The sequence below is a fragment of the Alcanivorax xiamenensis genome (assembly GCF_009846745.1).
Lineage (GTDB): Bacteria > Pseudomonadota > Gammaproteobacteria > Pseudomonadales > Alcanivoracaceae > Alloalcanivorax > Alloalcanivorax xiamenensis.
This window is the reverse complement of sequence record NZ_AQPF01000006.1, coordinates 129,863-150,647: the sequence shown is the minus strand read 5'-3', so window position 1 is coordinate 150,647 and position 20,785 is coordinate 129,863. Positions and strand designations below refer to the sequence as shown.

Genomic DNA, 20,785 nt, shown 5'->3' with positions numbered 1-20,785 from the left:
CGACACGATACCAGGCCAATCCGGTAACCCCCTTACCAGCGCCATCCGCCGGGCCCATGCCAGGGCCGGCCGTGGTCGTCACGCCACCTTGTTATAGGCGCGGCATTATCGGTGGCCCCCAATTGAAACTCAATCATGCCGGCCCGGTCGGTGCGCAGAACCGTGACGCCTGCCGCTTCCAGACGCTCCAGCACCGCCGGCGCCGGATGCCCGAACCGGTTGCCATAGCCGGCCGACGCCACCGCCCAACGAGGTTGCAATCGCGACACCCAGGCCCGCGACGTGCCGGTATCGCTGCCATGGTGGGACAGCACCAGAACGGTCACCGGCGCCACCTGCCCCAGTAACCGGTATTCCACCTGGTGGGTGATATCGCCGGTCAACAACACACGATGCGGGCCGGCCTCCACCCACAGGACACAGCTGGCGTCATTGCCCTGCCAGGCCTGATCACGGGGCCACAGAAAACGGAACGTGACGCCGTCCAGGGTCCAGCTCTGCCCGGCCTGGCACGGCGCCGCGCCGACGGTACGATCCGGCTCACCAGACAGCAACAAGCCCGGCTCGCGCAGGTCCCTCAAACCGCCGGCGTGATCCAGGTCGCCGTGGCTGATGACGGTGATCGATGGCCGCAACCGCTGGCGGCGCAGCCACGGTTCGAGGACCCGCCCGGCCAGGCCGGGCCGGTGTCGTATAGAAGCAGATGCCCGTGAGTACGCAGCGCCACCGCCTGCCCCTGCCCCACGTCAAACACCGTCATTCGCAGTTGCCCAGGTGGCGGCGCGGCATTCTGCGGCCACAGCCAGGGCACCATCAGCAGCGGCAGCATACGGCGTGGCCAGGGCCAGGCCCTCAACGTCGCCAGCGCCACCGCCAGCAACAACGCCGCCGCCGCCATGCCTGTCAGCACCGGCGGCGCCCCCGGTGTGAACCGTGCCAGCATCGCCATCAACGCCACCGCCGCCTCCACCCCGGTGGCCGCCCCCAAAGACAGTGCCGGCCAATCGAATATGGCGCCACTCAACGCCAGCGGCACGATCAACACACTGAACAGGGGCACCAGCACGGCGTTGGCCACCGGTGATGCCCAGGTCCAACTGTCGAACATCACCGCGCTGATCACACCCATGACCAGTGGCAGGCCGGCCCATAACCAGGGGCCTCCGGTCCCCGCGATCAGCAAAATCGCCAATACCGCGCCAAAGGACAGCCACAGGCTGGCCGACAGCGCCGCCAGCGGATCCCAAAGCAAGACCACGAACAGCGCCAGGGCGAGAACCCCCAGCGGCGGCCGGGGGCGACGCCGGCAAACCGCCAGCGCCAGCACCGAGATCATCAGGGCGGCGCGCTGGGTGGGCAGGCTGAATCCGGCAAGCGCGGCGTACCCCCAGGCCGCCGTCACTGCCGGGGGCCAGGCCAGCAGCGCCAGCGGGAGCCGCCGCAACGGGCCGCACAACCACTGGCAAAGGGGACCGAACAAAACCCTGCCCAGCCACCAGACCATGCCGCTCACCAGGGTCAGATGAAGCCCGGAGATGGCCAGCAAATGCGCCGTACCGGTCTCACGGAACAGGTCCCAAAGCGGCGCTGGCAAGCCACGGCGGTCCGCCACCACCAGGGCCGGCACCACCGCCGCGCCATGGGGACTGACGGCCAGATGGCCGACGATGCGGTCGCTCACTGCCTGCCGCCAGCCCGGCAGACCGCCGCCGCCCCAGCGTGCTTCCACGGCTCGCACCGTGGCGCGGGCATCAATGCCCTCGGCAAGAAAATAGCGCTCAGAATCAAAACCCGCTTCGTTGTAGGTACCACGGGGCCTGTAGAGGCGCAGCCGGGCGCGTATCCACTCGCCGGCGCGTAATGGCGGATCCGGGTTCCAGTAACTTACCCGCAGCCGATGCCGGCCCGGCCAACGGCGTTCCGGGGCGCTGACGCGGCCTTCCAGCAGCGCGCTCTGATTGATGCCGGTCTGACCATAATGCACCCCGCCGTGGGTCTCGGGCAGCGACACCACCCGTCCGACAAACACCATCTCCTCCCCGTTCAGGTGCTCCGGCAACCGCGCCTCCAGCGCCAGTTGCAGTACCACCACGGCGTAAAGATAAGCCAGCGCCGGCCACATCCAGCCTCCGGCGGAGCCACCGCGGCGCCGGGCCAGCAGCGCCAGCGCCAAGCCCGCCGCCACCGGCCATAACAGGCCGTACCACACCGCCGCCGTCATCGCCGCGGCCATACGCCACCAAGGCATCCTTGCCTCCCGCCACCAACCCTCTGGTGTTGACAGCTTCCGTTCAGTTTGTCTGTTCTACACTGCCTAAGAGCCTGTGGAAAACGTCATGCCGGATTCGATCCGGCATCTCCTTCCACGAAACCATCCGCCCCGCGGAGGGAGACCCCGGGTCACACAACGGTGCTTGGAGCACCGTTTGGACGCCCCGCGGGGCGCCCCGAAGGGGGAGTTCAATGATCTTAAGCCATTGAACTCTCTACCCCGGGATGACGGGGTGGTTTTCAGAAGTTCTCTGAGCGGCGGGGTGGATCACGCGCACTAGGCGCGACCGTCCCACATCGGCATAATGCGCGCACCTGGAACCGGATTCTCGACTTTCATGCCGAAACGGTTATTCCGAAAATACCTGCCTTCCCCCGAGAAGCTTCGCGGACATCCCTCCCTGAAGTTCCTTGGCGAGATCCTGTCGGATCCGAACCTGTGGCACATTAATCGGCATTCACTGGCCGGTGCCGCTTTCATAGGCGTGTTTACCGGACTGCTTCCCATTCCCATGCAGATGGGCCTGGCGGCCTTCCTGGCGGTACGTTTCCACTGCAACCTGCCGCTGTCGATGATGCTGGTCTGGCTGTCCAATCCACTCACCTATGTTCCGGTGTTCTATTTCAACTACCGCGTCGGTGCCTGGCTGATGGGCCTGCCTCCCCATCATGGCGAAGGCATCACCACGGCCTGGTTCCTGCAACAACTGGTTCCCCTGTGGATCGGCTCACTGATCGTGGCCCTGATTGCCGGGCTGCTGTCCTATGGGGCGGTGAAGGTGTTCTGGCGTCTGGCGGTGGTGCGCAGTTGGAAGCTGCGCTCCAGAAAACGCCGGAAGCCGATGAATGAACCCTAATCCGGCGCCGCGGCGGTGGCTGTAAGCTTTCGTGGTGATGTGCTGTAAGCCAGGGCGGATATTTCGCTCACACGCAACACGCCTGCACGCTAACACACCATGCGCGACTCGTGAGCGGCGATTGCTCTAGCGTCCGGCGTCTGGCGTCATGCGTTCAGCGGAGAAGATAAAGACCCGATCCAGACTTTCCGCTCCGCCATTCCAGCCGGTATTGAAACAAGCCGCCAACGCCCGGCACCAGGCCAGCGGGCGCGGTGGCAGGCCCTCTTCGAGATAGCGATGGGCCCGGCGGTGCACCTGCTCGGCGAAAGCGGCTTCCAGCCGTAGCGCCGCTTCGTCACCGTCCAGATTATCCATGGAGACACGGAAATCATGGCCGCAGGCGGCACAGAACAGCGCCTCGAGCGCCTGTGGCGCCACCTCCACCCGGGCAAACAGTTGCTGCTGCCCGGCATCACGGCCATCCGGTGCGTACCAGTACCCGTAATCCTCCAGGGTACGGCGCCGCGGTCCCGCCACGCACCAGTGCGCCACCTCGTGCAGGGCGCTGCGGAAATAGTCACGGGTATAGACAATACGATGGGGCGCTCCGGGCGAGTACACGGGCTCCTCGGCGCCCCCCTCCAGGACTGTGTGATAGCGCGAAAAAAAGGTATCGCGGAACAGTCCTTCCAGAGTCGCGGAGCAGTACATCCCGGCAGCGCTTTGCGGTATGGTAGCCGCCCCGTGCCTCTGCTCCCGACCCGCATCATGTCCATTCGCCGTAAGGAATACGCTGCTCAACTCGCTCTCGCCCTGCCGATTCTGGGTGGTCAGTTGGCGCAAACCGCCAACGGCTTCGTCGATACCATGATGGCCGGCCGCGTGGGTGCCGAGCATCTGGCCGCGGTGGCGGTGGGCGCCAGCATCTGGGTCCCGTTGTTTCTGTTCATGACCGGGGTACTGACCAGCGCCACGCCGATTCTGTCGCGCCACCTGGGGGGCGAAGCTTACCATCGGGTCAACCCGCTGGCCCAGCAGGCGTTGTGGTTGGGGCTGGGATTGGGACTGTTCACCGCGGTGGCACTGCGCGGCATGTCTCCGGTCCTGCACGCCATGGACGTGGACCCGGCCATGCTGCCGTTGGTACAGGGCTACCTGGAAGGTCTCAGCTGGGGCATGCCCGGCGCCGCCTTGATGCTGGCCATGCGCAGCTACACGGAAGCCATGCGCCACACCCGTCCGGTGTTGTGGATCAGCATTATCGGGCTGCTGATCAATATTCCCACCAACTATGTGCTGATCTACGGCAAACTCGGTTTCCCGGCCATGGGCGGTGTCGGCTGCGGCTGGGCCACCAGCGTGGTGATGTGGTCCATGGCACTGATGATGGGGCTGTATATCCGCCGCCATCCGGTCTATCGGCCGGCGCGGCTGAACCTGCGGCGGCGTCACCTGGAACTGGCCAGCCTGGCCTATATGTTACGGCTGGGGCTGCCGGTGGGCTTCTCGATCTTTTTCGAGGTCAGTATTTTCGCGGTGATCGCCCTGCTGATCAGCAGCCTGGGACCGGAGATCGTCGCCGGCCATCAGATCGCGCTCAACTTCACCTCGCTGATTTTCATGGTACCGCTCAGTTTCTCCCTGGCCGCCACGGTGCGGGTGGGCCACGCTCGCGGCCGCCACAACCGTGATGATCTCAATCTGGCGGTGAGCAGCGCGATACGCATGGTCAGTCTGGTGGGAGTCGGCGCCGCCGCGCTGCTGGTGCTGGTGCGGCACTGGGTGCCGTGGATCTATACCGATAACCCGGGCGTCATTGCCCTGGCCTCGCACCTGCTGCTGTTCGCCGCCCTCTACCAGATCTCCGACGCCATTCAGGTGGTGGCCAACGGCTGTCTGCGCGGCTTCGAAGATACCGCCTGGCCAATGGTCATGACCCTGTTCGCGTATTGGGGCATCGGCTTGCCGGTGGGCTACGCGCTCGCTCTCACCGATCTGGTGGTGCCGGCCATGGGCCCCAGCGGTTTTTGGATCGGATTGGTGGCTGGTCTCACCTGCGCCGCCATTCTGCTTGGTATCCGCCTGCGTTGGCGGTTGCGGCAACCGCTGACCGCTCGTGCCAACCAGGCCGGACTGCCCATCGGCCACGCCTGAGCGCGCCTATTGCGGTCCGCGCTCGCCGATTTCCAGCCCTCAATCCCCACGGGCTCCGCTCTGACTTGCGCCTCCGCCCACAACCGTCTAGTGTGAAAATCGAAGAGTCTGGAATAGCCCGTGCGAGGACGATCATTCACGGGATCGGCGCCGACGCAGGGGTATTCCACGGTTCTCTTGGGCGGAGGCGCTTATGGTTCGGGCTAACCGGCAGGATCCACGCGGCAGTAACGTCATCCCCTTCACCCCCAGACGGCGCTCCGGCAAGCCGTCCATTCTGAGACTCTCTCCGGAGTACGACGGCATGGAATTGCTCTATGCCAACGATCAACATCCCGACACTCTGTTTTCCCTGAAAATTCTCGCCTGGGCCCGTCTCGAGGACGGCACCACTCAGGCGCTGGTGCCTTGGTTGCGCGATCTGGTTACCGCCAGCGCCTTGTCCGATCCACTTAATGGCCGCTGGGAAGGTTATCGTCTCCCCGACAGCGACTACCTGTTCCGCGACGCTCCGGAACACAAGGTGCGGGAGCTGGACGCGGCGTTGCGTTTTTTCGGCAAACCGGGCGATCACAGCCGCCAGGAGATTCCCGACACCATCGGCACCCACGCGGTATTCTCCCAGGACGAATTCGAAACGTTGTCATTAATGGAAGTGGTGAGCTGGCGCTTGCACGGTGACGGCACACCACAAGCCATGGTGGCGGACGAGGCGGCGGTGACACAGACACCGGTATTGCCCGGCGACCGCAGCCTGGTGGCCGCCGAGGAGCAACAAGGATTCCGCTATTTTTTTCAGCATGGCATTGCCAACCGGCTCAAGGAACACGACCCGGAAGCATTGGCCGCCATCGCCATGCTGGCGGCCCGCTACTGACATCGAAGCCCTCCTGGTCCGTGCTCCTCCACGGGCCAGCGGTGGCGTTTGCCGCTTCAACGCGCTTTACGGCCCCGGCCAGTACCTGTAATTTTCCTACACTCCGATCCTCCACTGTCGGACCAACGGCATCCGGGCGTTGCCTATTGGCGACACCCGGGGGGCGGTGCGGTCATAGGCGTGCAAAACAGCAGTGCTAACCTGTTTTCTTTATATCCAGCGAATGCGCGTTTGCAATAGAGGCCCGGGCATCGGCATGCCACCAGGGAATGGTCAACAAGCGGACTGTTATGAAAAAAACCTCTCTCGTACTGATCGCCGCCGCCATGGTGCTCGGCTCCGTGGCCGTGGTGGCCATACTGGCGGCCATGCGCCCGCAACCGGAGGTGGAGGAGCGGCCGGCGATGGCGGAGATCGTCGATGTGCTACCGATCGAAACCGCCCACAGCCAGTTTCAGCTGCGCTCCCAGGGGACCGTGCAACCGCGCACCGAAACCCAATTGGTGGCGGAGGTGTCCGGCAAGGTAACCCGGATTGCCAATGAGTTCGTTGCCGGAGGTCTGTTTCAAGCCGATCAGGTGCTGGTTGAAATCGACCCCAGCGATTACCGCAACACGCTGTCCCAGGCGCAGGCGGAATTGAAGCGGCTGCGGGCGGCACACCGCCTGGCCCGCCAGCAGTTGGATCGGTTCGAGAGCCTCTATCACCGCAAGAACATTTCGAAGTCGGATCTGGAGCAGCGGCAGTCGGAAGCAGAGCAGACCCAGGCCGCGATCCAGTCACAACAGGCGCTGGTTCAACAAGCGCGGCGAGACCTGGAACGGACCCGCATCCACCTGCCCTACGACGGGCTGGTCAAGGAACGGAGTGTGGATCTGGGGCAATTCGTGGCCGCCGGCAATCCGCTCGGCACTGCCTTCAGCGTCAAGGAGGCGGAGATACGGCTACCGCTGTCGCAACAGGACAGCGCCTTCATCGATCTGCCCCGGCCGGGTTACCAGCCGGCTTCATTGCCCGAAGTGACCCTGCAGGCGAGAGTCGGCGGCCGGATGATGAGCTGGCCCGGCGAGATCGTCCGCACCGAAGGGGTGGTGGACGAACGTACCCGGCTGATTTACGCCGTGGCACGGGTACCGGATCCGTACCATCTCGAAGGCGACGGCAAGCAGCCGCCATTGCCCATCGGCACCTTTGTCAGTGCCCGTATCCAGGGCCGCTCCGCCGAGGGGCTGGTGGTGTTGCCTCGAGTCGCCTTGCGTAACGGCGACCAGGTCTATGTGGCGGACAGCGACAACAAACTCGCCATACGAGAAGTCCAGGTGGTACGCAGTACGCCCGAGCAGGTCTACACCAACGAGGCGTTCCAACCCGGCGACCGCGCGGTGATCACCGCGATTCAGACACCGATACCGGGAATGGCCTTGAAAATCCGTGATCTGGACGCGAACCAGGAAGACAGCGAGCCGTCCGCCCCGCCACCGGTGACATCGCCGGGAGAACACGGCAACACCGAGTCCGGTGCCGATCAGGGAGCCCCGCATGTCGTCGCCCCCTGATGCGGACAACAAGCAATCCGAAGCACCGCGGCTGAACGCATACACCGGTCTGATCGCCTGGTTCACCCACAACCCGGTGGCGGCCAACCTGCTGATGGCCATACTGATCATCGGCGGCGCCATCACCGCGTTCACCATTACCAAGGAAATCCAGCCGCAGGTCGAAACCAACTACGTCAACATCACCATGCCTTACCTGGGCGCCACGCCCACGGACGTGGAACAGGGCGTGCTGATCAAGATCGAGGAAGCGATCCAGGATCTGGAAGGGATCAGTGAAATCGTTTCCATCGCCAGTGAAGGCACCGGTTCAGTGCAGGTGGAGGTGAGTCCGGATTACGACATCCGCGAAGTGATGGACAACATCAAGATGCGGGTGGACTCGATCACCACGTTTCCGGCGGAAACCGAGCGTCCGGTATACCAGCGCAATGTCTGGAGCACCGAGGTGATCTGGGTGGCGGTGTCCAGCGTCGATGTGGACGACCGCACGCTCAAGGAGGTGGCGCGACGGGTGCGCGACGACATCACTGCCCTGCCCTCGGTGACCAAGACCGAACTGATCGGTGATCGCCCCTATGAAATCGGTATCGAGGTCAGCGAGGAGACCCTGCGCAACTACGGCCTGACGCTGACCGAAGTGGCGGACGCGGTGGGGCGCTCCTCCCTGGACCTGCCCGGCGGCCGGATCCAGGCCGCCGGCGGCGATATACTGGTGCGTACCGTGGGCCAGGCTTACGTGGGCCGGGATTTCGAGGACATCGTGGTGCGCACCAACCCGGACGGCAGTCGCCTGCTGCTCCGCGACATCGCCGATATCCGCGACGGTTTCGTCGAGGACAACTACTACCTCACTCACAACGGCCGCCCCGCCGTCGGCATTCGGGTGCTGGCCCTGGGCGAACAGGATGCTCTGGCGCTGTCCCGGGAAGTCCGCGGCTATGTGGACCGGATGCAGGAGAGTCTGCCCGACGGCGTCCAGGTGAATTGGATGATCGACGTGTCCTACTACCTGGAAGGCCGGCTCAACATGATGTCGGAAAACCTGTTGATGGGCGCGGTGCTGGTGTTTCTGATCCTGTCGTTGTTCCTGCGCCTGAAACTGGCGTTCTGGGTCATGGCCGGACTGCTCACCGCCTTTCTCGGCACGCTGTTCACGCTGCCGCTGTTCGGCATCACCATCAATCTGATCAGTTTGTTCGCTTTTCTGGTGGTGCTCGGCATCGTCGTCGACGACGCCATTATTATCGGCGAATCCGCCTACACGCGGATTCAACGGGACGGCCACTCCACCAATAACGTGGTGCTGGGTGTGCTCGATGTGGCCGGCCCCGCCACCTTCGGCGTGCTGACCACCATGGCCGCGTTCCTGCCGATCCTGCTGGTCTCCGGCATCTGGGGGCAGTTTTTCGCCTCCATCGGCGGCGTTGTGGTGATCTGCCTGTTTTATTCGCTGATCGAATCAAAACTGATTCTGCCCGCCCATCTGGCGCACATGCGCGACGCCCCCGCGGAGACCTTGAAACCGAACAGGATGATCCGCTTCCAGCGGCGCTTCTCCGACGGGTTGTTCCGTTTCGTCGACAACACCTATCTGCCCCTGCTGCGGCGTATCCTGCGCCATCGTTATCTGGCGCTGGCCGGGGCCCTCTCGGTGCTGATTCTGGCCGTGGGCCTGCTTGTCGGCGGCCTGTTGCGGGTGGTGTTCATTCCCGATCTGAGCGGTGACTTCGTTCAGGTGGAACTGGAAATGAACAAGGGCACGCCGGCCTACGTGACCCAGACCAACCTGGACACCATCGGCCAGGCGCTCACTGAAGTGGATCAGGAACTCCAGCAGGAGCTGGGGTTGAGCGAGCCGCTGGTGCGTACCCAACTGGCGTGGACCGAGAGCGACACCTCCGGCGGCATCATGGTGGAATTGGTGAAGAGCGAGAACAGTCTGGTGTCGGTGCCGGAACTGTCACGGCGCTGGCGGGAAAAAGTCGGCCGCATTCCCGGCGCCCGGACTTTCCACATAGGTGGCGAGGGCGGCCCGGACGACAACGATATCTCACTGGAATTGGTGGGCCAGAATCAGGCGCATCTGGAGGCGGCCAGCGCCGAACTGGAACAACGATTGCGGGATTACAACGGCGTTTACGACCTGCGCAATTCCCATGACAGCGGGGTGCGGGAAATCCAGCTCAGGATCAGACCGGAAGCGGAACTGCTGGGACTGAGCCAGCGGGATCTGGCGCGGCAGGTGCGCCAGGCGTTCTACGGCGAGGAGGTGCAACGCATCCAGCGCGGCCAGGACGAAGTGAAAGTCATGGTCCGCTACCCCAGGTCGGAACGGCAATCCGAAGGCTATTTGGAAGACATGCGCATTCGCACCGGCGACAGCCAGGCGGTGCCCTTCTCCGCCGTGGCCGATCTGGACATGGGCAGCAGCCCGGCCACCATCCGCCGCTTCAACCGCCAGCGCTCGATCAGCATCACCGCCCGGGTGGACAAGGCGGTGGCCGAGCCCGGCCGCATCACCAAGGATTTGATCGAAACTCAGCTGCCGGACATTCTCAGCCATCACCCCGGGGTCAGCTATCGTGTCACCGGCGCCACCCGGGAGCAGGAAAAGATGATGGTCGATCTGCTGTATGGCACCGGCCTGGCTCTGTTTCTGATTTATGCGCTGATGGCGATCCCATTGAAGTCCTATGTGCAGCCACTGATGATCATGTCGGTGATCCCGTTCGGCACCATCGGCGCCGCGGTCGGACATCTGGTGCTGGGCATGCCCTTCAGCCTGCTGTCCATGTTCGGCATCGTCGCCCTGGCCGGCGTGGTGGTGAACGACAGTCTGATCCTGGTGGATTTCGTCAATCGCTACCGCCGCGACGGCGAGCCGCTGGTGGAAGCCGCGATCAAGGCGGCACGGGCCCGGTTCCGGCCGATCATTCTGACGTCGCTGACCACCTTTCTGGGGCTGGTGCCCATTGTGTTCCTGGAATTCAGTTTGCAGGCGCAGGTGGTGAAACCGATGGCGGTATCGCTGTCCTTCGGCATCGTCTTCGCCACTTTGATCACACTGGTATTGATTCCGACGCTCTATATGGTGATGGACGACGTAACCGGATTGTTCGCCGGCAAGCGCAAGAATGCGGAGCCGGAGAGTAACGAGAACGTGGCATAAGAGCGGGACGCCGGACGCCGGACGCCGGACGCCAATGATGAAAAACCGGGCCCGCCGCCCTCGCAAGCATTGAAAGCGTTCATTTATATCCGCAATGCTCCACGCCTCGATGTTCTAAAGCGTCCGGCGTCCGGCTTCTAGCGTCCAGCCCCCTCTTCCAACAAAAAATGACGCCACAGATTCAAACATTTTCGTGTGGCCAGACGCCCCGCCGTCAAAGAGGCGTCCACCCGCAGTGACAGGGTCAACCGGCCGTTGACGATAATGGCGCCATTAGCGACCGGGTGGTTGGGACTGCCCGGCCCGCATACCGCCAGGCAAGCGGAATCGGAAAAGCCGGCGGCGCCAAGATCGAGCCGCCAAACCCCCAGATTACTGAAGGAGCCGATATGACCGGGCCCCTCGAGCAGGCGCCGGCATAACCAATCCACCCCGCGCTCGCCAATCCAGCGGCCGACATGCGCCAGGTGCCAGAAACGCCAGTGCTGCTGCTGGCGCAACCTCTCGCGCAAAGTGGTGTACAGCGCCGCCACCGATTGCTCCGGTGCCACCGGCACATAGAAGCCACTGGACAGGTTCATGTCATCCCGGGCACGGCTCACCGCGCCACGCATGTTCACCGGATACAACCAGCTGCCGGTGGACGGCGTCTCCAACAGCGTTTCGCCTACCGCCCGATGCAGACGATGCAGCAATAAACTGTTCAACGAACCCTGCTCCTGCTTCGCCCGCGCCATGATCGCCGCCGTGGCTTCGGGATCGAAACAGATGGTTTCCACCTGACCATGGGGTTCGGGCCCACGGAGACGGCGCCAGGGAAGCGGCTGACCGGGCGGCGCGCCCTGAGCCCTCAACCATTGCCAGAGGGGCGGCGACGCGCTCTGGCGACTGCGAGGCACCGGTGGTAGAGGTACGCCCCATTGCCGCAACAACACCAGCAAGCCGCCGATGCCATCGTGATGCCGATGAGGAATCGAATAGTAGCGCTCGCCGACGCCATCCGGATCCATCACGGCGAAGTGGATAGCGTCGTCGATACCGCAGCGGCGCCGAGCCTGGTACCACATGCCGATATAATCTTTCTCCACCACCTTCATAGTCGGGCCACTTCCACGTAAGGGATCCGTTCCGGGTCCAGTCGCGGGCGCGGGTCTTCGCCATAGCTGACCAGATAATGGTCGCTGAGCAGAGTACGACGGCGAAGGCCACGCACCGCGTCGCGTAACGGGTCCTGGATGAAGAAGCCGCACACCACCGCCCCGTGATCACGATGATGGGCATGCAGGGCGTGCTCCAGCAGTGGCGCCAGCCATTGCGGGTCATTGTTCTCCGTCACCAGAGTGTGCAAGGTGACGAACGACAAACACTCGCCCGGCGCCGGCAGCCGCAAACCGCCATGCAGCGGACGGGTGACATTATGCAGCGGCCGCAACCACTGCAGAGCACCGCGATAGCCATTGACCCGCGTCTGTTTGATATCGCTTTGATTCCAGCTTCCCAATACGCCTTTGAGCGTCGTCCCCTGCCAGACACCGACCCAGTCGCCAAGACTCAGGCCGTGAAAGTAGGGAGAGGAATGCAGCTCACTCAGGTCCAGCCAGGGAAAAAACTGCTTGCGCGGCCCTTCCCGCTCCAGCAGCGCCAGCAGCGCGCCAAGATCGGCCCCGGTCATGGCGCGCACGGAAAGCCCCGTCGGTGCCTGGAAGCGACCAGGCCGTGTGTAAATCACGCTGGTTTCGATGGCGCCGAACGGATAATAGCGCGGCAGCCCGGCGCGGCCGCTGGCCACGGTGTTCCGCGACACGCCGTTATCGCGCAGGATCACCGTCTGCATCCACTCCTCCTGATGCAAAGTGGCTTTCAACGTGCGGAACAGGCGAAACAACAAGCGGCTGCCCTGGTGCCGGGGGGCAATACGCAAATCGTGCGCATAGCGGATTGGCACGCAATCACCGTTCACCCACACCCGGCGACGGCCCACGTTGTACACCGCGCCCAGCTCCGGCGATGGCCCGTCACTTTCCGCCAACCAGACTTCCGGTTCTTCACAGGTAATGGCCGCGCCCCGAAAATAATCCGGGCGCCGTTCAAACGTCAGGGTCATCGCCCCAGGTTGTGGCGTGTTTTCCAGCAGCGCCAGAATCGCCGGGTTGTCCTGGCTGGTGGCTCTTCGAATACGCATGGGCCCCCTCCTCAGGCTGAAACCGGCGATGGCGCGAGGAAAGCCGGCGCGGTTCCCGGCCAGGCACGCAGGGCCTCGATCTTGATGTTGCCCTCGATCATGCCCTGGTCCCGGCAATGGCCCAGATAGCGTTCGCGCATGTCCGCCAGCACCACACACCGCAGCGGCGCCAACTGGTGCAGATTGCGTGCGAGACGATAATGAAAATGGCCACCAAGCGCCTGCTCCAGATGCTCGGCCAGCGACGCCACCGGCACTTGCGGCGACCCTTCCAATAGCGCCAGATAACCGGGTTTGCCATCGCCGGCGTCATCACAGGCCACCACGCCCACCGGCGTTACGCCGGGTGGCAACGGCGCCCGCGCGAAAGCCTCATTGACCACCTCGCCAGTCAGCTTCTCGCCGACCAGATCAACGGTGCCACGCCGCCCGAGGAAACGCAGGCAAGGCACGGTGCGCCAATGTTCGGTCACTTCCACCAAGTCATTGAGCCGGTAGCGCAGCAAGCCGCTGCCGGTACTCAGCAACGGCATCACCCGCTGCCCGGCTTCCAGCTCCCAGGGGGCATGGATGGCTCCGTCATCCGGATCCTGGAACTCATACACGTGGCTGCGATACGCCAGCGGGTAACGGCCCTGACAGGGAAAGGTCACCACCCCTTCGGTGGCCCACAGTCCCTTGCCCTGAAAATCCGCGTGCGGCAACAGCGCTTGCAGGCGCCGCGCCCAGGGCTCCGACGCGGCGGTATCCCAGGCACTGACCAGCGCCAGCGCCGGCCACAGCGCCAGGAAAAAATCCGCCGTCAGTTCACCGTCCCAGGCTCGCAGCAAAGCCGCCCCACGAGGACTGCGCGGACACCTGGACGCCGCCATCGCGGCCCGCCGCGCCCCCCAGTCACCACGGCTCAGCACTTGCGCCAGTTCCTCGCGCCACTTGGCCAGACCTTCCAGCAGGCCAATGCCGAAGGTCGGACTCCACACCGACAGCAGGCTCAGGCGGCGGTCGGCGACCAAGTGCGCCAGAGTGGCGAACAGGGAATCGTCGGAGGTACGGGCCAAAGCCACCGAGGACGGCACGCTCTGTGTGGCGCCGGCGATCAGCCGCTTGCCCCAGGACATCAGCGCCAGATCGTCATTCAATTCCTCGCCAAGAGACTGCCGCAGCGCGGTGGGCATCCAGGACAGCGACCAGTAGTGCCGGCCGCGCCGCAGCTTCGGATAACGATGATAAAGGTCCGCCAGCCAGGGGCCGATGGCGCCGTCCAGTTCACCGAGAAAGGCGCGACTGTACGGAATCCACTTGATCGCCGAGGTGGAGCCGCTGGTGGGCTGGTAACGGGCGGTGGGCGAGGCGATCAGCGGATTGGCGCCCTCCCGTCTGCCCTGCTCCACCCGGAGGCGCCAGTCCTCATAGCTGGTAACCGGTAGTCGTTCGGCGAAACGCTCCCAGGACCAGTCCTCGCCGATCCCTTGCTCCCGCCCCACTGCTGACGCCGCCACCTGCCGCATCAACTGGCGATGACGGAATCGCTGGGTCTGTTCCAAATGGGAGAGCCCGGTACGGAAACGCCGCCCGGCGGGCAGCACCCCCAGATGCAATAGCCGTTGGCTGAGCATAACCTCTCCTTACTCGTAAGCCGCCGGGCGAACGGCCAAACGCAGACGGCGGGGCCGCTTACGCCAGAGTTTGGCCAGGTAGGCCTGCACCGTGCCGCGATCAAAGATGCCCACACAGGGCAGTTCGGTGCCCCGCTCCCAGGTGGGATTGCGCTCTTCGAAGAAGCGGATCTTGACGTTGCCGTCGCGCATTTCCTGGGAAATCGGTGCCACCGCGCCTTTGAGCGAGGAATAGTTGTCACCGAAGTCCAGCAACTTGCGCTCGGCACAATAGCTGTCGGAGTAGAGCTTCTCGCAGTAATGGTCGACGTATGCCGCCAGATCCTGATGCTCACCATCGGGATGGGGATAGTACCGATTGAAGTTATTGGCCAGCAGTAAGTAAGTCTTGTAGCCCTTGGAGATCAGCAGCCATACCAGCGTTCTTGTTGGCCGCTTCATTTTTTCCCGCACCATCCAGCGCAGGAAAGCAGTCTGCAGGGAGCGATCCCCCCAGTATTGTTTCTCAAGGATGGTATCACCACTGAAGACGCCGGTGGCGGTGCGCCCCCCGACACTCATCGGCACGGTTTTCAATGTTGAAAAACCCACCACTTGCCGGTCCAGTGTCCGGCGTACCATGAAGACACCGCTCTTCTCCGACATATCCTTGACGAAGACCTCCAGGGACACGTTCTGATAGTACTTTTCGTAGAGTCCATACATCTCCTTCATGTCGATGAAGGAAATCCGCTCGATGGGCACGTAGCGTGTTTTCAACGTATTGCCGGTGTCACCCGCCATGTTCCTTCTCCATCCTTGATGATGTGTTTGGCCGCGCCATGGCACGGCGATTCCCGTCCGGCAGAAACCGGAACCATGGTCCCTGTTTGGCGTTGCTTATCTGATGTTATGTTCGGCGTTATAAGCGGCTTGCATCCCGAGCGTCACCGTCTTCCCGGTGTCACGGTTATCGTTCTAACCGATTCGTCTGAACAATCGATGACAGCATCTAGCCAGGACAGGAAAGAGAAAACAAGTGCGATGTCATGAAATAGGAACTGGGCCCTGGAAATCGCGCAAAGCACTATTTTTTATGAGGTTATTCGTTGTCGATGATGTCTTTGATTCAACAAAGAACAACAAAAAATTCATTGAAATGAAGGAAAGATTCGGAGAGGAATCGCGTTTGAAAAAGGACAGGAAAGGACACAAAAGCATTCGCTGGCAAGCCAGCTTCCCACAGGGGGCTCTAAGAGGCTGTGGGAAGCTGGCTTGCCAGCGAAATTCCGCCTCAGCGCTTCTTCTCGATCCAATAAAGGAACAGCTCGCCATCCTGCCGCCGGGCCAACAGAGTGTGGCCCAGGAACTGGCAAAACTTGGGGATATCCCGTTCGGTGGAGGGATCCGTGGCGCGGACTTCCAATACCTCGCCCGGCGCCATGTCACGCACTTTGCTGTGCAGCAACATCACCGGCTCCGGGCATAGCAGACCGGTGGCGTCAAAGTGGTGCTGGGCGTCAATGGCGTCGGACATGGTGTTTCCGCGAAGGGTCAGGAGTGATCGGGCGCGCCAGTATAACGCCCTGCCGCGCCGGGCCCAAGCGGCGGGCGCCAGGCCAGGGCCAGCAAGGCCACCGCGCAGCCCAACAGCGCCGCCAGCAGGAAATGACCAGCGTAGCCGAAATAGCCGGCGCTGAATCCGCTGGCCAACGTGAACATCCCCACCGCCATCAGTTGCAATGACGCTTGCAGCGTGTAGTCACCACCTTCCGAGCCCGACCGGCAGTAAGCCATCATCACCACGAACAAGACCACCGTGGAGGCACCGTCCGCCGCCTGTTCAAACAGGGAGACCATCCATATCAACGGCGTCGCGGCATCAGCCCGCGCCACCCACCACCAGCCCACGAACGCCAGCCCCTGCCCCAGGCCCAGCCCCACCAGGGCACGCCGGTAATCCCAGCGGCGCATCAGCACGCCGGCCAGCAAGGCGCCGAGCAGCCCCACCAGAGAGGCCACCAGATCGAGCCGTCCGATGGCGGCCAGTGTCCAGCCTTGATCCACCAGATAGGGCTTGATCATGCGGCTACCAAACCCGTCACCCACCTTGTAACCAAGCAGGATCACAGCCCAGGGCAGCAGCCCCGGCCGCCACCAGAAGCCACGCGACCGCCGCCACCACCACCGCACGCCACGGCGCCGTGGAAACGACGCCGCGGCCTCCGCCGGCTCCGGGAAACGCAGAATCCCAATCAACAGCACGCCAATCATGATGGTCAGCAACCACAATGAGCCGCGCCAGCCAATCAGGTCGTTGGCGATCAGAAACAGACCACCACTGAGAATCAGCCCGACCTTGTAACCGGACACCTGGATGCCGTTGCCCAGGCCGTACAGATCACCCCGCAACCAGCGTACCGCCAGGCCATCGGCGGCCACGTCCTGAGTCGCACTGGCCAGATTGATCAGAAACAGGATCAACAGCAGAACCGGAAACGCCTCACCAAACCAAAGCGGGCGCTCCAACAACGACAGCACCAGCAACAGCGCCATCACCAGCACTTGCGCCGCCGCCACCCAACGCAGGCGGTGACCGGCGCGGGCACCGGCCATCGGATCCACCCAGGGTGCCCACAGGAACTTCAGCGCCCAGGGCAACGCCGCCAGGGCCAGCAGACCGATCCATTCGGTGGACAGCCCCGCTTCCCGGGCCAGCGCCGGTACCGCCTTGGCCAATAAACCGGACGGCAGGCCTTGCAGAAAATAGAGTCCGGCCAGAGTCAGCAGTACGTATGCCGGGGCCGGACCGCGCTCAGGGGGCACGAGTATCCACCCAGACAGTGATTTCCTCGCGGTCGTAGTACAGATGCGCGGCGTTGATACGGGCGGCCAGGCCCTGTTTTTCCATGCCCTCCGCCAATCGCTCCAACAGCACCCGCGACTCACGATAACGGCGCGCCATCGGCAATTTCAGATTGAACAAGGCGGTCCGGGCCCAGCCCTGGGTCAGCCATTTCAACATCAATGATTGCGTGCGGGCCGGTTTGTCCACCACATCGCAAACCACCAGGTCCACCGGTCGCTCCGGGCGCCAGGTGAAGGCGTCGGCGGAAACGTGACGCACCGGGTATTCCTCCAGCAGGCGGGTATCGAGGCGACCATGGTCGATACCGGTGACCTTGATGCCCAGGCGCGCCAGCTGCCAGCTCCAACCGCCGGGCGCCGCGCCAAGGTCCACCGCGGTGTGCAGCCCCTCCGGCCGGCCGCGCCCGAGGAAACGCAGCATTGCTTCTTCCAGGCGCCTCCGGCGCCAGCCGCAGCCGTTGAATACCCCCTTCGGGCAACGGCAGCCGGGACGGGCTGACGCCAATATAGCCATGGCGGGAATCGTCGAAATACAGATGCAGACGTCGACTGGAATTTGCGCGCAGCACGCCTTCCTTACGCAGACGCGGCTCCAGCGCCTTGCGGAAGCCACGCAGGAAGCCGGCCAGTTCACGGCGGTCATTGGTGTCCGCGTGTTCCAGATACAGCTCCGTGTAAGGGCCGTTACGTTTTAACTCCGGCCACAGGGCACCGATGCGATCCCGCTCCGGCAAATCATCGAACGCCGCCACCAGCGGATAGAAGGTCCGCGCGAAAATCAGCCCGCTCTCCAGAATCGGCGCCGGATCCCCTTGCAGGTTCTCCCAGAACACGCAGCCGCTATCCGGTTGCGCCTGCGGATAACCGGCGGCGCCCAGATCAGCGGCCCGATCCGACAGCTCCGCCGCCAGATCCGACTCAAACCCGGGCCGGCACAGGGCCAGATAGCGGTGTGGTTGCTCAGCCATAAACCCTCGGGAAAGCAGTTAATAGTTAACAGTGAATAGTGAACAGCGAAAGTCAAAACAGATTGCGGTTTCGCAATAGCCGTTTGCGTATCAGCAGATGCCAATTTGAACCGCGGCGTTTTTCAGGACAAAGATGCCGCACCCGGGTTTTGAGCGCGGCCTCCTGAATTGCGGATCACTCCGTCCGGTTGTCGCGCAACTATTCCCTGTTAACTATTCCCTGTTAACTGTCCACTATTCATTGCCTTTACTTAACGAACACCACCGTCTTGTTGCCGTCGACGATGACCCGGTCCTCCAGGTGCCAGCGTACCGCGCGCTGCATTACCTGGCGTTCCACGTCCTGCCCCAGGGCGCGCAACTCCCTGGCCGAATGGCGGTGGGAGACGCGTTGTACGTTCTGCTCGATGATCGGCCCCTGGTCCAGATCCTCGGTGACGTAGTGACTGGTGGCGCCGATCAGCTTGACGCCCCGGTCCCAGGCCTGCTGGTAAGGGTTGGCGCCGACGAAGGCCGGCAGGAAAGAATGGTGAATATTGATGATGCGATGGGGATGCCGGGCGACGAACTCCGGGCTGAGAATCTGCATGTAGCGGGCCAGCACGATCACATCCACCTGGCCTTCCAGCAATTCCAGCGCCCGGGCCTCGGCTTCCGCCTTGTTTTCCCGGGTCACCGGAATGTGATGATAGGGAATGTCGAAGCGCTCCACCTCGTCGCGCAGATCGTCGTGGTTGCTAATCACCATGGTGATGTCGGCGGACAGATCATCCCTCGAGACCCGCCACAGCAAGTCCATGAGCACGTGGTCATGACGGGACACCAGGATCGCCATGCGCTTCTTCTCGGCGGCGTAGCTGATGTGCCACTGCATGCCGTACCGTTCCGCCACCCGCTTGCGGAAATTATTTTCCAGGGCATCCCGCGAGCAATCCAGATCCGGAGTCTGGAATTCCAGGCGCAAAAAGAAAGTACCGTCCTGGGTATCGCTGGAGTGCTGATCCAGATCGGTGATATTGGCGCCATGGTTATAGAAGAAGGTGGAAACCGCGCTGATGATGCCGGGCTGGTCCGGACAGGTCACCAGCAACCGCGCGGTGGCGGCGTCAGGGGTGCTCATTCGTTTCTCCAAAGTGGGTCCGCCGGTACGCCGACGGGGTCATGTTGGTCCATTTCTTAAACGCCCGGTGAAACGAGCTGGCTTCACTGAAGCCCATCAACAAGGCGATTTCGTCAATACTGAGTTCCGCTTTGGACAGGTAATACACCGAGGCGTCCTTGCGGATCGAGTCCTTGATTTCCTGATAGCTGGTGTTGTCATCCTTGAGACGGCGGCGCAGGGTTTGCGGTGTCATTTGCAAACGCCGGCAGACTTCACCGAAGTCCGGGAAATGGCCACCGTAATCCTCGGACAGCAAACCGCGAATGCGCGCCGGCAAACCCACGTTATGCACATTGCCTTCGAACAACTGCGCCAGAGACTCACGCAGGAAATGGGACAATGACAGCTCATTTCTCACCAGAGGCAGATCCAGGTAGTGGACGGGAAACACCACCTGATTGACGCCGCTATTGTAATAGGTCGGACAGTTGAACATGAAGCGGTGCTCATCGTCCTCCTTGAGCGGCTGGTAATCCAGGTAAACCGCCTGGGGCTCCACCACCTTGCCCACCAGCCAGCTCATGAAGCGCAGGCTGAGAAACAGCATGGCATCGATGATCACATCACGAAAATCCAGGCGCGGATCGACTTCGGTGATCAGCCGGGCCTGGTCGCCTTCGCGCCGCAGCCAGGTGCGCATGTTGAGGTCAAACAGCTCATAGAAGCGGATTCCCCGGCGCACCGCCGCATCCAGGGTCGGGCAATTGATCACCGCGTGGGCCATCATCGAGAAGGTGCCGGGCTTGGACTTGCGGCCCTGGCCGAAGCCGAGGAACTCATCCTGGGTCTGTTCCATCACCAGCAGCATCAGCCGGATAAAGGTGTCCCGCTCGATGCGGGCGTCCGGCTGCTCCAGAACCCGCCGCTCGATACCGCACTGGTCCAGCAACTCGGGGATGCTCACGCCGCTGCGCGCCGCCCCCTGCAGCACCTTGACCACTCGCCGCACATTGATGGTTCTTCGTTGATTCATCCGCGATCCTGAACGTGGGGACGACGGCTTGCGCGGCGGCGAAAAAGCCGCCTGCCCCGGCCATCCCCCGGGAAAGGCCCAATGATAAATAAAAGCGCCGGCGATTGGCATGGTGATACCGCCAATCCAGACTGTCGGCGCCGTCGACGCCCATGCCGATCGGTGAAA

Annotated in this window: 17 protein-coding genes and 1 pseudogene; 5 read left to right on the top strand and 13 right to left on the bottom strand. The window is 63.0% G+C overall.

The features are described from left to right. Positions 1-32: 32 nt before the first annotated feature. Entirely contained in the window at positions 33-581 is a 549-nt protein-coding gene (locus tag A6D6_RS06535; protein WP_159660269.1) for a ComEC/Rec2 family competence protein, read from the bottom strand. Next, a complete protein-coding gene (locus A6D6_RS06530) occupies positions 578-2,248 on the bottom strand; it encodes a ComEC/Rec2 family competence protein (protein ID WP_159660268.1) in 1,671 nt (556 codons plus the stop codon). Before A6D6_RS06530 ends, A6D6_RS06535 begins: the two co-directional genes overlap by 4 nt. 361 nt (positions 2,249-2,609) lie before the next feature. On the opposite strand from A6D6_RS06530, the gene A6D6_RS06525 reads away from it, so the two are divergent. After that, positions 2,610-3,128 (top strand): DUF2062 domain-containing protein, encoded by a 519-nt coding sequence (locus A6D6_RS06525; RefSeq protein ID WP_133492936.1) that lies wholly within the window; start codon positions 2,610-2,612, stop codon positions 3,126-3,128. Positions 3,129-3,254: 126 nt separating this feature from the next. On the opposite strand, the gene A6D6_RS06520 is transcribed toward A6D6_RS06525, so the two are convergent. Next, positions 3,255-3,821: an elongation factor P hydroxylase gene (locus A6D6_RS06520; protein WP_159660267.1), complete on the bottom strand. Its 567-nt coding sequence runs from the start codon at positions 3,819-3,821 to the stop codon at positions 3,255-3,257. A 57-nt stretch (positions 3,822-3,878) separates the two neighbouring features. Between A6D6_RS06520 and A6D6_RS06515 the strand changes: the two genes are divergently transcribed. From A6D6_RS06515 to A6D6_RS06500, 4 genes are all read left to right on the top strand, one after another. Beyond that, entirely contained in the window at positions 3,879-5,264 is a 1,386-nt protein-coding gene (locus tag A6D6_RS06515; RefSeq protein WP_159660266.1) for an MATE family efflux transporter, read from the top strand. Between the two features lie 193 nt (positions 5,265-5,457). Further along, the gene (locus A6D6_RS06510) at positions 5,458-6,141 is read left to right on the top strand and encodes a hypothetical protein (RefSeq protein WP_159660265.1); all 684 of its coding nucleotides are present in this window, start codon (positions 5,458-5,460) and stop codon (positions 6,139-6,141) included. A gap of 290 nt (positions 6,142-6,431) precedes the next feature. Then, on the top strand, positions 6,432-7,697 hold the full coding sequence (locus A6D6_RS06505) for an efflux RND transporter periplasmic adaptor subunit (protein ID WP_159660264.1): 1,266 nt from the start codon (positions 6,432-6,434) through the stop codon (positions 7,695-7,697). Further along, positions 7,681-10,869, top strand: a complete 3,189-nt coding sequence (locus A6D6_RS06500) for an efflux RND transporter permease subunit (RefSeq protein WP_159660263.1) — start codon at positions 7,681-7,683, stop codon at positions 10,867-10,869. Before A6D6_RS06505 ends, A6D6_RS06500 begins: the two co-directional genes overlap by 17 nt. A 137-nt stretch (positions 10,870-11,006) precedes the next feature. Here A6D6_RS06500 and A6D6_RS06495 read toward each other — a convergent pair whose 3' ends face one another. The 10 genes and pseudogenes from A6D6_RS06495 to A6D6_RS06455 form a co-directional block, all read right to left on the bottom strand. Then, on the bottom strand, positions 11,007-11,936 hold the full coding sequence (locus A6D6_RS06495) for a hypothetical protein (protein ID WP_159660262.1): 930 nt from the start codon (positions 11,934-11,936) through the stop codon (positions 11,007-11,009). A 26-nt stretch (positions 11,937-11,962) separates the two neighbouring features. Further along, positions 11,963-13,051 carry a GNAT family N-acetyltransferase gene (locus A6D6_RS06490; protein ID WP_159660261.1) on the bottom strand — a complete coding sequence of 363 codons (1,089 nt, stop codon included), beginning with the start codon at positions 13,049-13,051 and terminating at the stop codon, positions 11,963-11,965. An 11-nt stretch (positions 13,052-13,062) separates the two neighbouring features. Next, a complete protein-coding gene (locus tag A6D6_RS06485; protein ID WP_159660260.1) occupies positions 13,063-14,667 on the bottom strand; it encodes a GH3 family acyl-acid amido synthetase in 1,605 nt (534 codons plus the stop codon). 9 nt (positions 14,668-14,676) lie between these two features. After that, a complete protein-coding gene (locus A6D6_RS06480; RefSeq protein ID WP_159660259.1) occupies positions 14,677-15,450 on the bottom strand; it encodes a hypothetical protein in 774 nt (257 codons plus the stop codon). 490 nt (positions 15,451-15,940) lie between these two features. After that, entirely contained in the window at positions 15,941-16,183 is a 243-nt protein-coding gene (gene tusA, locus A6D6_RS06475; protein ID WP_159660258.1) for a sulfurtransferase TusA, read from the bottom strand. A gap of 17 nt (positions 16,184-16,200) precedes the next feature. Next, positions 16,201-17,472: an MFS transporter gene (locus A6D6_RS06470; RefSeq protein ID WP_159660257.1), complete on the bottom strand. Its 1,272-nt coding sequence runs from the start codon at positions 17,470-17,472 to the stop codon at positions 16,201-16,203. Continuing rightward, the gene (gene rlmM, locus A6D6_RS21835) at positions 17,462-17,935 is read right to left on the bottom strand and encodes a 23S rRNA (cytidine(2498)-2'-O)-methyltransferase RlmM (RefSeq protein ID WP_236564009.1); all 474 of its coding nucleotides are present in this window, start codon (positions 17,933-17,935) and stop codon (positions 17,462-17,464) included. Before rlmM ends, A6D6_RS06470 begins: the two co-directional genes overlap by 11 nt. 133 nt (positions 17,936-18,068) lie before the next feature. Then, positions 18,069-18,482 (bottom strand): annotated as a pseudogene (locus A6D6_RS22130) (23S rRNA (cytidine(2498)-2'-O)-methyltransferase RlmM); the annotation flags it as partial. 247 nt (positions 18,483-18,729) lie between these two features. Beyond that, positions 18,730-19,602: a formyltetrahydrofolate deformylase gene (purU, locus tag A6D6_RS06460; protein WP_133492926.1), complete on the bottom strand. Its 873-nt coding sequence runs from the start codon at positions 19,600-19,602 to the stop codon at positions 18,730-18,732. Next, the gene (locus tag A6D6_RS06455) at positions 19,589-20,617 is read right to left on the bottom strand and encodes an AraC family transcriptional regulator (protein WP_026949067.1); all 1,029 of its coding nucleotides are present in this window, start codon (positions 20,615-20,617) and stop codon (positions 19,589-19,591) included. The genes purU and A6D6_RS06455 overlap by 14 nt, the downstream gene beginning before the upstream one ends. Between the last annotated feature and the right edge of the window lie 168 nt (positions 20,618-20,785).